Source organism: Legionella sp., assembly GCF_049790535.1.
Classification (GTDB): Bacteria; Pseudomonadota; Gammaproteobacteria; order Legionellales; family Legionellaceae; genus Legionella.
This window is the reverse complement of sequence record NZ_JBAQZB010000055.1, coordinates 1-13382: the sequence shown is the minus strand read 5'-3', so window position 1 is coordinate 13382 and position 13382 is coordinate 1. Positions and strand designations below refer to the sequence as shown.

Here is a 13382-nt window from a genome sequence, read left to right as displayed (position 1 = left end):
CTCTACAAATTGATTTACATTTATTTTTTGCTCAAGTAACTTCTTTTTATTGGAAGTTAATTTCTCATAAATACTCCAAGCCTCCTCTGCTGCTTCAGAATAGCCTTTTTTAGACAATGCCTGATTTTTATTATGAAAATTGTTTAAAATTTGATCAAAATTTAGTTTATTTAGTAATAATTGAAATACTACTGCTTCTAACTTGAAATCTACATCCTTTAGAAAAAAATCAACCTGATCCAAAGCCTCTTTCCCAAGTACTGCATTTTTCTCTAATTCTAATTGTTCATTTTTTAGGTTATCTGGATTTACATAGTGCTCCACTATACCTAGTTCTGATAATAGTTTTTGTCTCTCTGCTGCTTTTTCTTCTTCTTCTATTTTTTTAGCCTCCGCTCTTTTTATTTCTTCTTTTACTCTCTTTATATCCTCTTCTTCTTTTTGAGCTTCTAGTGTTCTTTGAGCCGTTAAATTTTCTTGATTGATAATTTCTTTTGCAACTGATTTTAAGGTAGCAGTGCATTGTTCATTGGCATCAATAAATTTTGATACCACGTTTTTAATTTCGGGTTTATTCCTATTGTTTTTAATTAATTTTAACTCAGCTAACTCGACTGCATCTCCTTCTCCTTTGAACAAACACCTGAGTTTTAAAGCTTGCATTTGAAAAGGAGTTACTGTTTTTTTTGTTTTTATTAAAATTTCTCTTAATTCAAAAAGCTTGGACTGTTCCATTGAATCAACTAATTTCTGCAGATTTTCTGAAAAATCAACCTCTTCCAATTCCTTATTTTTTAGCTTTATCACTATATCGATTAATTTATTAATTAAAAAATCTTTTATTTCTTTCTCTTCCTTTTTTCTCTCCATTTCTTCAAAATATTTTTGAGATGATGTATTTGTATTCAGAGCCTTTAAATAAGAAGGTACTCCTTCGGCAGAGGGTGAAAATATTTTCAAATTCCCCGATGAGTTACTTTCTTCAATCTTTTTTTCTTCATTTTTTGATTTAAAAGCAACTCTCTCTTTTACTGCTTTTAACTTCTTTTCCATGTTTTCTTTTTTTTTACTTAGAGTGTTAATTTCCCCATGTTGTCTCTCCAATATTTGCTGATAAATGACTTGCTTTGCTTTTTCTGTTGCCGATTCAATGAATAAATCCTTAAACTTATTCTTCAATTGCTTTAATTGAGTTTCTTTAGCCATAATACTAACTTTATATGATCTTATTTCTTGTAATACTAACTCTTCTTTTGTCGATGAATCATTCTCACTGACTTTGGTTAATTTTCCCTTTCCTGTCGCAAATTTTTTTAACGTTTGTAAGTCAATCTGAGGAGTAAAAATTTTTGGTGCAAAAAGAGGTATGGGTGGAGGCGGCGATGACGAATTCCCAACCTGGAACGATTGCTGCGACAATAAAGATAAAAATTTATTTAGCCCAAGTTTGATTTCTTCTTGCAAGTGTTCAATTTCACACCTTTGATTATCAATTTCTTTTTTATTGTTTGTAATTTCCTTTTTAATTATTTTTAATTTTTCGATTTCCTTCTTTAATTTGGTTGTTATATTAGAAATGTGATTAGTTTCAACTTGTAAGTTACTTTGTTCTATTTTTAAATTTTTAAGATCATTTAATTGAGTTAGGTAAGTCTCATTTGTATTATTCATTGTATTTTTTAAAACACTAAAAATGGACTGATTAGTCATAAACATATTATTTACTCTCTTTTGAATATCAGAACTATCAAGATTTTTTTAGAACTGTGGAAACATTAAAAAAACTGAAAGTTTAAATAATGAGCATATGAAATTGTAAAACATATTCACATTTTTATCTATAGATATTCCTAAAAACTATAAATGAAATCAAAAGGCTACTCACGTTAAGCAACCTTTATTAACTAATTATTAACTATCTTTTGTTTGTTGTTTTTTTAAACAAAAGAAATGGAAACGGAGTTTGGAACGATTATCCTATCAGCCAAAATCATCATGTAATCACCATTGCTTTAGTATCAATGTTTGATAAACAGGTTAATCACTACCTAAGATCTGGGGAATTTAGATCAAAAGTAGGGGTTCACAGGGTATGTAAATTTCGTCGTTGCGAGCCTCGGCGAAGCAATCCAGAACAGAACTCTAGCGAAACATTGTTCTGGATTGCTTCACTTCGTTCGCAAAGACAACAGTTTTTCTACGTAATTTTAATAAATTACATACCCCGTGAACGCTATGTTCCGGGAAAAATCGAGTATCACGTTGGATTAGGAAGAAAGATATTGATAATATTCAAGAGATTGCACGCCACATTTGAAACAAGCGCTCTGACAATTTGCCTTTTTCTGACATTTGCCAATTACACCTTTACTGACCCACAGTTCAAGCATAGGCTGTAAAGCTGGAAAATCTAAATGAAATTCGCGCATTAATTGCTGAGTACTCACCACTCCCTCCCGGCAAATATAATCACGTAGGCGCACTAGCATTTTGCTTCCTTAACATTCGTTTACTGTATCGGCATACCCCAATAACTACCAATAACGCAATCAAAAAGATAATAATGCATGAAAAACTGTGCGGTGAATATTCAATATATTTCGCTGTTTGATAAAAACCAACTGCTACAGTATAGGCGACAATAAAGGACCAAATCACCGAGATCCACATAAATTTTTTATTCGCTTCCTGGCGAATCACCGCCATAGTAGAAACACAAGGCACATAGAGCAGAACAAAAAGTAGGTAAGCATAAGCACCAATGCGTCCATCAAAACGTTGAGCCATAATTCCATAAACTGATTGTGATACCGGATTATCGGCCGCACTAGCCAGTATTGGATTAACTAAAGCAGAACCCAACTGTGATAAATTTTGTGGAATAGACCATAAAGCAGCTTTGATTCCTCCCCAAAAATCAAAATGTGCTGCAGCAATTTCACCTATATGGCCAACTTGCGCGTAAAGTGAATTTAAAGTACCTACTACCACTTCTTTAGCGAGCATACCCGTCAGTAAACCAACTGTTGCCGGCCAGTTATCTTGATTAATACCCATGGGTGCAAATAAAGGAGTAATCCATTGTCCCATTAGAGCCAATAATGACTGAGAACTGTTCGAGTTAATTCCATCAGCAAATGTAATTGCATTCAGGCCACCTAAAATAACACAAACGGGACTAATTAATTTACCGGCACGTAATATAAAAATGCGCAATTTCATTAATGTTTCTTTAAATAAACGGCGCGAGGAAGGTCTATGATATGCAGGCAACTCTAAAATTAATGGGGAAGCATGGCCCTTTAAAGAGGATTTACGTAAAATGAAACCGGTTAACACCGCCATTATAATACCGACCAGATATAAAGAAAAAACTATATTTTGTCCACCGGAAGGAAAAAATGCCGCGACAAATACCGCATAAATCGCTAAACGCGCACTGCATGACATAAATGGACTCATCATTACTGTTAATAAACGGTCACGTTCTGAATCTAAAGTACGTGCTGCCATAATTGCTGGCACATTACACCCAAAACCAACAATCATTGGCACAAATGATTTGCCAGGCAAACCAAGAACCCGCATTGCTTTGTCAACTACAAAAGCAGCTCGAGCCATATAGCCTGAAGTTTCCAATAAAGATAAAAAGAAAAACATGGCAGCAATAACAGGAACAAAAGTTAACGTCGTATTAATTCCTCTACCAACTCCATGAGATATAAGAGCAATTAACCAGTTAGGTGCATGTATTTGCTGCATTAACCAGGCTGTTCCCTGCACAAAAATAGTCTCGGTACTGATATCAAAAAAATCTTGAAATGCTCCACCCACATTAATAGCAAATAAAAACATTAAGTACATCATGCCAAAAAAGATGGGTAATGCCCAAAAACGATGTAAAACAATACGATCCAACTTTGCAGTAAAATGTTCACTGGCATCACTGCCTTTTTGTTGTACTGCACTCACTAATTCATGAATTCGTTGATAACGTGCATCTGCCAGTAAAACATCTAGGCCTAATTCGCTATTATCGAATGAGGACAAATCCAGTTTAATGGATTCACCAACTTCCAAGGTATCTCCTTCAACAATTCGGCGCGAATAGTAATAAGCCATTGTCTGATTATAACCTTCGTTCATTAAACTTTTTTCTATCGTCATTAATACTTTCTGTACTAGATTAGGTAAAGGAAAAGTCCAGGGTGAAAGAACTGGCGGTAACGCAATCATTGCTTCGCTAAGTAAAGAAATTCCTATATTTTTGTGTGCTTGAATTGGAATGACCGGACAGCCTAAAACACGTGATAAAGCATCGACATCAATGGAAATACCACGTTGCTGAGCGACATCCATCATATTCAACGCAACAAGTACCGGCTTGCCCAATTCTAAAATTTGACTGGTTAAATACAGATGTCGCTCTAGATGGCAAGCATCAATCACATTAATAATGAAATCTGTCTGCATGGTAGCCAAAGAGTGTGCTGCGATTTGCTCATCCTGACTTACACCGTCAGAATGAGCTACTAAAGAATATAATCCAGGTAAGTCTGTAAGACTAATTAATTGTTTCCCCAAAGAAAACTTACCTGTTTTTTTTTCAACCGTGACCCCAGGCCAATTTCCAACGCGTTGATTATCACCAGTTAAGGCATTAAATAAAGTAGTTTTACCGCAATTGGGATTACCTATCAATAAAACATGGGTCATACGCGCTCCAAAACCAATTGACTTGCTTCTTCTTTTCGCAAAGTCAAAGAAGTTCCTCTGACTTCAATTTGAATTGGACATCCTAAAGGAGCAACTCGTACCAGTAAAAATTCGACACCACAAGTTACTCCTAAAGACAAAAGTCTGCGCCGATATCGGACATCAGTGGTACCGAAACTGATTAACCGTGCTCTGTTGCCTTGAACTAACTCGGTAATTCTCATGTGTTAATAATAAACATAGTGAAATAGGTAGAGTTTAACACAAATGATATCGAGAATCATTCTCAATGAAGAAAAAAATTACACATTTTAAGAATACCCTGAACAGCTTAGGTCAGATGATCTATAGCTTTTGCGACTGTCGTTTTGGATGTCGAATTAAATAATCTACTGATTGCATCTCGATTAAACGGCTTAATGTGCGCTTAAACATCTCCACCATTTCGCCTTTCACGTACAGCTTTTCAACTGCAACGGCTGCGGAAATAATAATATTAATTCCGCGATCATACATCACATCAATAAAATGAATCAGCATAATGGTTTGTAACGTGTGATTCTCTGTCAACACCGGAACATCGCTTACAAAAATAGTATCATATTTATCTGCAATTTCTAAATAATCCAATTGACTACGGGGCAGATTACACAAAACATCAAAAGCAAACCAAATCGATGCACCCCCGCATTTTAAATAGGGAATCTCACGATGTTGGATGTTAATAAAACCATGCTCTTTAAATTCACTAACCAATTGCACAAATTGGCGTTCCATAATCTGTTTTGTTTGTTCATTCAAAGGAAATAAATAAGCATCCACTAACGGCTTTCGTCCTATCCGATAATCTTTTTGTTCATTCAAATTCAACACGTCACAATTTTTATTTATAGCAGCAATTACAGGCAAGAAACGTTCACGATGTACCCCATTCTTATATAAATCATCCGGTAGAATATTCGAAGAACTAACTAAAATAACACCATGGCCAATTAAAGCAGGCACAAGTTCTGCTAGAATCATGGCGTAAGCCACATCATGTACGAAAAATTCATCAAAACAAAGTACACGAATCGACTTTGCTAATCTTTTAGCAATTTGTTGTAAAGGATCTTTTTGTCCCTGCAAATTTCTTAATTGCGCATCAATTTGCTGCATAAAATGATGAAAATGAAAGCGCGCCTTCTTACGCTCTTGAATATGTTCATAAAATAAATCTACCAAATAAGTTTTACCAACACCTACTGGCCCATAAATATATAGACCTTTAATCGGTGTTTTCCAAACACGAGAAAACCATAATGAATTTACTTTTTTTAAATCATTAACAAGCCGCTCCATCCGTATCAATAGTTCTCGCTGCAATGGATCATCGTCGATTTCACCACGATGAATTGCGGCGTCATAGTAAGAAATTAACATCATTTAGAGATAACCTGGGCAACTATATACTCACTAAGTTTCGTTTTAAGCTCTATTAATTTTCCATGAAAAAAATGAGTAGTCTGCGCAAAACGAATCACGGGAATTTCTGGTTGCGATTGTTTGGCAAAAGCAAAAACAAGTTCTGGAGGAACCACCTCATCTTCGTCACCCTGTATAATTAACCAAGGATGAGGTGCTGGATTAAATTCCTTATAATTATAATGATGCAAAGCAGGCGCAATCGTGAGTAATAAACTGTGTGCACATTGGGAGGCAGCACGATAAGCCACAAAAGAACCAAAAGAAAAGCCTGCAAAAATAATCTTTGCTTGAGGCTGACCTCTTTGCCAATCATGAACTAAAGAAAGCATATCCTCACTTTCACCAATTCCAGCATCATAAATACCTGCAGATTGACCAACTCCACGAAAATTAAAGCGTAGCGAAGGAATACCCAAATCTTTAAAAGTACGTGCCATAGTAGTTACCACTTTATTGGTCATAGTACCACCTTGCAATGAATGTGGATGACCTAAAAATGCAGCATATTCACTATTAGTAGCTTCAGGGACAGTTAAAACAGCCTCCAATTGGCCTGCTAAACCTTGTAAAACCAAAGGATGCTCACCTGGAATAGCTAATTTATCAGTAAGTTGCATAGAAAACCTGTGGTTATAAAGAACATAAATGATAACTCAGAATCAAAGATGAATATACCTTTTAGGTTTCTGTGAGTAGTTTAACCCTGGGAAGAAGTCACTACTAAAACGGCTTCTCAATTACCTGCATTTGCACTATGATATTCATGCAATTACTTTTAAATAATATGAATGCGTTGACCATTAAAAATAGCAGCGACTTTTATATTTTAATTTTTATATTCTAATTTTGGAGGACTTGATCCATGCGACAGGTACCTGTAGTACATTGTATTTTTCTTGATATGCACTTCAACTTCCTGAGGAGTGCTGAATGAAAATTCAAGACTTTCTGCATAAAAAACAACAGCAGCAAAAAATTGCAATGCTGACTTGCTATGACTACCCTTCTGCCTGCACCATTGCTGAATCCAATATTGATTGTGTTCTCGTTGGTGATTCCGTGGCCATGGCTGTTCATGGGCACGATAATACAATTATGGCTACGATGGAGATGATGATACTTCATACGCAAGCTGTGGCTCGAGGTTTAAAACAGCAATTTCTCATCACCGACTTACCTTTTTTAAGCCATAAAATTTCTTTAGCGCAAACCATTAAAAATGTTGCCAATATATTACGTGCTGGAGCACGTGCAGTAAAAATTGAAGGCGGAGATCAAAATACCTGTCAAACCATTTCTTATTTGGTGAGTGCTGGTATTCCTGTGATGGGACATATTGGCTTAACACCTCAATCAATTCATCAATTGGGTGGTTTTAAAGTACAAGGAAAGAATCACAAACAAGCAGACTTATTAATGCAACAAGCTTTTAATTTAGAGCAGGCAGGCTGTTTTGCCTTAGTCATTGAATGCGTACCACAACAATTGGCCCAAACCCTCACGAATGCCTTGAGCATACCTACCATAGGAATTGGGGCTGGTGCCCATACTGACGGTCAAGTTCTTGTATGGCATGATCTGTTAGGATTGCAAACAAGTTTCAATCCCAAATTTGTAAAGAGATACGCTCAAGGAAAAGAACTGATTCTCGATGCAATAAATAATTACGTACAGCAAGTTCAGCAAATAAGCTTTCCTTCACTAGAACATTCATTTAATTGATATTAGGAGTAAATTGTGCGTGTGTTTCATAATCTTAATGAATGGATAAGTTTTCGTAAAAACTTATCCACTGAATTAACTATTGGCTTTGCGCCCACTATGGGTAATTTACACGCTGGTCATGCTTCTTTATTTTTAGCCAGTCAAAAAGAAAATAAATACACCGTTTCCAGCTTATTCGTCAACCCAACTCAATTTAATCAAGTAGATGACTTTAAGCTTTATCCACGTACCTTAGAAGCAGATTTACAGCTTATGGAAGAATCCGGGGTTGATTTTTGTATTTTGCCTAATGAACAAGCCATCTATCATGATCACTATAATTATCAAGTAATGGAACAGCAACTGTGTCAACTTATGGAAGGAAAACATCGCCCAGGCCATTTTAATGGTGTCTTAACTGTGGTAATGAAGTTACTTAATTTAGTAAAGGCAAATCGAGCTTATTTTGGGGAAAAAGATTACCAACAATATCTACTCATTCGTGAAATGACTAAAGCATTTTTTATGGATGTAGAAATAATAGCTTGCCCTACAATTTATGAACCTAGTGGTTTGGCATACAGTTCACGTAATAACCGACTGAACAAAGAGCAAAAAGCATTAGCGGAAGTATTTGCTGGAATATTTCAGCAAAAAGAAAAGACCTGCGCGCAAATTCAAGAAGAATTATCGGCTAAAAATATTCAGATAGACTATATTGAAGAATACGCAAATCGTCGCTTTGCCGCCGTATACATCGGTGAAATTCGTTTGATTAATAATTATTGTCTTTCAAGTATTAAGGCTAACTCATGATATCGAGGCAGGTCTTTATTAAATTAGGGGATAGTGTGTAGTAGTTCAATTATTAAGGTTAACTTATCAAACATCCGAACTAACATCCGCAAAAGCTTCGGAGCACAAAAATAAAAACAAAAATAAATATTTGATCATAATATTATCCTTATTAAATTTATTTTAAGATAATAACTCTGGGATAGCAGGCGGCTTAGTAACTGCTCCAGCAACAACTCTTTGAGAGACTTGATAATGCGCTGTTTGAAATACGGTTGATTGTGCGGGAATACCAGCCCAATTTGTATTTTCTGGCAGACATTCTCCTTTCATTAATAAGGAAAGACTTCCCAAAGTAGAATTACTTTCCATTAAGGTATTGTAAAGAACAATCGAACCAATACCAATATTACAGCCCGAATTGATTGTTACCGTAGAAACTTTAAATATTCTGTCTTCATAAAGATGAGTTTGAATTATCGTTTCTGCGTTAATGCTGACATCGTCACCAATGGTGATTAAATCAAACTCTGAAAACTCTGCGCTATTAGTGAAAATTCGCTTTCCAGCCTTAGTTCCTAAACAACGTGGTATTAATAGAGCAAAGGGTGTACCCAAAACTTTATTAGTAAAATGTGGGTTGGTATAATAATTATAGGTATATTCAATTACATCATTTTTCCAAATAAAAGAATCCCAAAGTGGTTTGGTTATTGGTTTCAATTTACCAAGCATAAGCCATTTTAAACCTATTAATATCCCTATCATGCACAGGGTAAAGAAGAGCTCTGAAACAGGCAATAGAAGTACTATAAGAGGCCAGGAAAAGTTATTTAGCATGAAATCCAATAAGTAAAGCATGTTAAATAAAACAACCAAAGAAAAAGTAGTGGGAATAATAATTCTTAGAAATTCAATTACCAAACGAGTAAAATACAATTTTTTTGACGGATAAAATGTATCTTTATCCGAAAAACCCGTAAATAATTCTCGTTTTGGCAAATAAACAGCTGGCGAACCTAGCCAAGCAGAATTAGCCTCCGTTGCTTTATCTCCTGAAGGAGTTATAGAAAGACATCCTAGTAAAACTTCGTCACCGAGCGCCTTACCTGAAGATAACAAACTCACATTGCCAACAAATCCTCTGCAGCCAATAGTCACTGGTGCAAAAGTAACCGTTCCTTGATGCACATTGGGCCACGCTAAAGCAACAGAACTAGCAGTAAAGCCACCTTCCTTAATAGTTACCAGATCAGGAATAATATGAGGTGTTTCCCCCATTTCCACACCTTTACCCAATTTAGCACCTAGAAGTCGCCAAAAGGCAGGCATAAATAATGTATCCGCCATAATCGAAACTTCATCGCTATCCAACATTTTCACAATAATCCAATGTCGCAGATAATAGAAACTTTTTAATGGATACTGACCAGGTTTTATTTTATTCATAATTATCTTTTTGCAAACTGCAATACACAGATAATATAAACTTAAAAAAAGAATGGCTCCTAAAGGTATGGCAAAAAACATAGTCGTAAAATAACGACTTTGGTCATAATAATAGGAAACTAAAGAAACACCGGGAATAAAGCATAGGTAAAACATAATCATTACAAACACAATGCCTAAATAGTGCAACATACCAAACAGCATATTTTCCAGCATTGTAGATTCTTTTACTTCACTTTTTTTTCTAGTAATGTGATCTATAGGAAGAGTGCCAGGCAATGCTGGGGAACCTGAAAAATAGGCATTTTGAGGAATGAAGCCTTGCTCTGGCAACATCGACATCTCATCCAGAACCGCATCGTTCTCAATGACACTATTTAAACCGACAACCGCTCGAGCACCTAAGTAACAATTAGCACCAATATCTATTGAGCCAATCTTTAACCAACCATCCTCAACTATGTATCCATAAAGTCGACTGTCAGCTCCAATAGAAGTATTGTCACCAATACTTAATAAATCTGGAGTTGCCATCTGGATAGAACCTAAATAACAATTTTTACCTATATTGGCACCCAACAAACGATAATAAATATTGGCTAAGGGAGTTCCAACTAAAAATTTACCTAAAAATAGGTTGTTTTGCAGTCTTTGTATCAACCACCAGCGATAATAAAACCATCCCCAAAGTGGATATTCTCCCGGTTGTACACGTCCTAACAGTATCCATTTCATTCCTACAGTAAACATAAGAGAAATAATAGGTAATGATAAAAACAATGCTAAAAAAGCGAATTGTGTTTCTTTGGAGATAATTGAATAGGCAGAAGTAATCCAGCTATAACATAAAACCACTGCTAACAGTTGCATCGTTCCTACCGCATATTGCAATAAACAACCGAAAAACTGTCCCACACCACATAAATAATAGTTCCATTGCTTCACTCGAAATTTCTTGCGTACCTGTTCTTCTGCCGCAGGTGAATTCGAATTAGAAAATTTTTGATCTAATTGCTCAATGGTAGGATTTTTGTATAAATCCAGAATTGATATGTTTTTTAATGCAGGTATTTTACGTAAATTAGAAATCGTTTTAGCAGCCAACAAAGAATGGCCACCTAAATCATAAAAAAAGTCGGCATCTACTGAAATTTGGGGGTAATCCAACACTTTTTCCCAAACATGCGCAATTTCTTTAGCTAATTCTGACTTTGGTTCATTATATATTTTTTCTGTTTTAAGCAAAATTAGTTGTGATAATTCTTTACGATTTACTTTACCACTCGATAAAACCGGAAACGAATCTAAAACCTCCAGAGAAGAGGGAATCATATAATCAGGTAAATTTTCTTTTAAAAAATCTTTTAAATCATTTAAATCAACACGAATATTTTTATCAAGCAGCAAATAAGCAAGCAACATAGGTTGGTCCGAATTTTGCAAAGAAACCACCACTTGTTTAATACCTGAAAACTTCATAATAACGGTTTCAATTTCATTCAGTTCAATGCGAAATCCACGTAATTTAATCTGATCATCAATCCGTCCACAAAAACGCAAATCTCCATTTTCCGTACGTGAAACTAAATCGCCAGTCCGGTACAAACGCTGATTTTTATTTGCAGGATTAATGATAAATTTCTCAGTCGTGCTTTCTGGCTGGTTTGTATAGCCCCAGGCCAAGGCCAGTCCACCAATACATAATTCGCCTTCTTCACCCTCAGCTACTTCCTGGAGATGTTCATTAACAATAAATAGTTCATAACCAGGAAGAGGTTTTCCGATACTGACTTCTTTTCCAGGATGGCATTCAGCATAGGTGGTAATCACTGTTGCTTCAGTAGGACCATAGGTATTAATAATGCGTAAACCTTCTCTGCTCCAACGCGTAACTAAACTAGCAGAACAGGCTTCACCTCCCAAGATTAGTAACCGCAAGTCAGGTAATTGCCCCTCTAATGTAGACAATAAAGTAGGAACTGTCGAAAAAACAGTCACTTGATGTTGTTTTAAAAAAGAGATTAAACCTAAACCTGAGCGGATTTCTTTAGCCGTACAGACAATCAATGCCGCACCATTCGCAAATGCCATCCAAATCTCTTCCAGAGAAGCATCAAAAGCTAAAGAAAATCCATGGTAGACTCGATCATTGCTGCTCATCTCATAAAGCATTTTTGCTTCTTTTACATAATGGCAAATACTACGGTGGGGAATCTCTACCCCTTTGGGTTTTCCTGTGGAACCTGAAGTATAAATGATGTAACACAAAGTATTAGAATCGTGTTCATTTGAAGCATAAACCAATCGTTTTGTAGAGTACTGAGAAATTTCTTCGCTCAATGCATCGATAGCAAAAACCTTCGGCCATGCCAGCTTTTTTTGTAACAATTGAATGGATGAAGTTAAAATTGCATCAAAGGTAAGATCGGAAAAAATATAATTAATCCGCTCATCAGGATAATCTACTTCGATAGGAACATAGGCAGCTCCTAGCTTAAGCGTAGCTAAAATAGCAACATAGCACTCTACAGATCGCTCTAGAAGAATTCCTACCTTACTGCCTTTTACTATCTTATTATCATGAAGATAATGAGCTAACTGGTTTGCACGATATTCTAATTCTTGATATGAAATGAAAGCATTATCACAAATTAATGCAATATTACTGGAATAGCTATCTACCGATCGCTCAAAAAAATGATGCAACTGTAGAGTGTTATCACCGGATGACAAACTCAAATTGACTAGCTCCTGCTAAGTACACTACTTTCCCTACATTCAATTGATTTTATTGCTTATTTAGAAACACTTCATATTTAAATATATTATATTTAACATCAATAGTAAAAGGCTTATGAAAAAAAACACTGAAGTAAGATTAAAAAAGCAAATACCCTTTTAACTGATTAAAAAAAAGATAACAAAAATTAGACTTAAAATAATTATTAAGGGGCTAATTTTTTGCCAAGTTACCAGTTTCAGCAGGCAATAAAGAATAATTCCTCCACCGATACCATTAGCAATAGACGAGGTGAAAGGAATCAACATAATGATTACCATGCAAGGTGCCGTTTCACTGATATTGCGTAAGTTCATGGCAGTTAAATGGTTCATCATACAACAAGCCACATAAAGTAATGCCGGGCCTACAGCAAAAATTGGGATCATTTTTGCAAGAGGAAAAAAGAAGAGCATTAACATAAATCCCAAAGCTATGACCAGAGCAGTTAATCCTGTTCGCCCTCCTGCTT

At 35.5% G+C, this 13382-nt stretch carries 9 protein-coding genes and 1 pseudogene; 2 read left to right on the top strand and 8 right to left on the bottom strand.

What is annotated here, in order from left to right; translation table 11 throughout:
- The 6 genes from WA877_RS03060 to WA877_RS03035 all read right to left on the bottom strand — a co-directional run.
- Nucleotides 1–1716, bottom strand: a 1716-nt coding sequence (locus WA877_RS03060) for a hypothetical protein (RefSeq protein WP_425169463.1), incomplete at its 3' end; no start/stop codon positions are given.
- A gap of 551 nt (nucleotides 1717–2267) precedes the next feature.
- A complete protein-coding gene (locus WA877_RS03055) occupies nucleotides 2268–2447 on the bottom strand; it encodes a FeoC-like transcriptional regulator (RefSeq protein ID WP_425169462.1) in 180 nt (59 codons plus the stop codon).
- Between the two features lie 22 nt (nucleotides 2448–2469).
- Nucleotides 2470–4716: a Fe(2+) transporter permease subunit FeoB gene (gene feoB / locus WA877_RS03050; protein ID WP_425169461.1), complete on the bottom strand. Its 2247-nt coding sequence runs from the start codon at nucleotides 4714–4716 to the stop codon at nucleotides 2470–2472.
- Nucleotides 4713–4940, bottom strand: a complete 228-nt coding sequence (locus WA877_RS03045) for a FeoA family protein (protein WP_425169460.1) — start codon at nucleotides 4938–4940, stop codon at nucleotides 4713–4715. Before WA877_RS03045 ends, feoB begins: the two co-directional genes overlap by 4 nt.
- Nucleotides 4941–5061: 121 nt before the next feature.
- Nucleotides 5062–6141: a cell division protein ZapE gene (gene zapE, locus WA877_RS03040; protein WP_425169459.1), complete on the bottom strand. Its 1080-nt coding sequence runs from the start codon at nucleotides 6139–6141 to the stop codon at nucleotides 5062–5064.
- The gene (locus tag WA877_RS03035) at nucleotides 6138–6800 is read right to left on the bottom strand and encodes an alpha/beta hydrolase (protein WP_425169458.1); all 663 of its coding nucleotides are present in this window, start codon (nucleotides 6798–6800) and stop codon (nucleotides 6138–6140) included. The genes zapE and WA877_RS03035 overlap by 4 nt, the downstream gene beginning before the upstream one ends.
- Nucleotides 6801–7113: 313 nt before the next feature.
- Here WA877_RS03035 and panB point away from each other — a divergent pair, with 313 nt between their 5' ends.
- Complete coding sequence (gene panB, locus WA877_RS03030; RefSeq protein WP_425169457.1) at nucleotides 7114–7905, top strand: 3-methyl-2-oxobutanoate hydroxymethyltransferase; 792 nt, start codon at nucleotides 7114–7116, stop codon at nucleotides 7903–7905.
- A gap of 15 nt (nucleotides 7906–7920) precedes the next feature.
- Entirely contained in the window at nucleotides 7921–8703 is a 783-nt protein-coding gene (panC, locus tag WA877_RS03025) for a pantoate--beta-alanine ligase (RefSeq protein WP_425169456.1), read from the top strand.
- A gap of 162 nt (nucleotides 8704–8865) precedes the next feature.
- Here panC and WA877_RS03020 read toward each other — a convergent pair whose 3' ends face one another.
- Together WA877_RS03020 and WA877_RS03015 are read right to left on the bottom strand one after the other, a co-directional pair.
- Nucleotides 8866–12870 carry a Pls/PosA family non-ribosomal peptide synthetase gene (locus tag WA877_RS03020; RefSeq protein WP_425169455.1) on the bottom strand — a complete coding sequence of 1335 codons (4005 nt, stop codon included), beginning with the start codon at nucleotides 12868–12870 and terminating at the stop codon, nucleotides 8866–8868.
- A 159-nt stretch (nucleotides 12871–13029) separates the two neighbouring features.
- Nucleotides 13030–13382: pseudogene (locus tag WA877_RS03015) on the bottom strand (NCS2 family permease); the annotation flags it as partial.

Bases quoted from the DNA above. Each gene is read 5' to 3' on its own strand.
- feoB (WP_425169461.1), bottom strand. From the start codon at position 4,716: ATGACCCATGTTTTATTGATAGGTAATCCCAATTGCGGTAAAACTACT.
- WA877_RS03045 (WP_425169460.1), bottom strand. From the start codon at position 4,940: ATGAGAATTACCGAGTTAGTTCAAGGCAACAGAGCACGGTTAATCAGT.
- zapE (WP_425169459.1), bottom strand. From the start codon at position 6,141: ATGATGTTAATTTCTTACTATGACGCCGCAATTCATCGTGGTGAAATC.
- WA877_RS03035 (WP_425169458.1), bottom strand. From the start codon at position 6,800: ATGCAACTTACTGATAAATTAGCTATTCCAGGTGAGCATCCTTTGGTT.
- panB (WP_425169457.1), top strand. From the start codon at position 7,114: ATGAAAATTCAAGACTTTCTGCATAAAAAACAACAGCAGCAAAAAATT.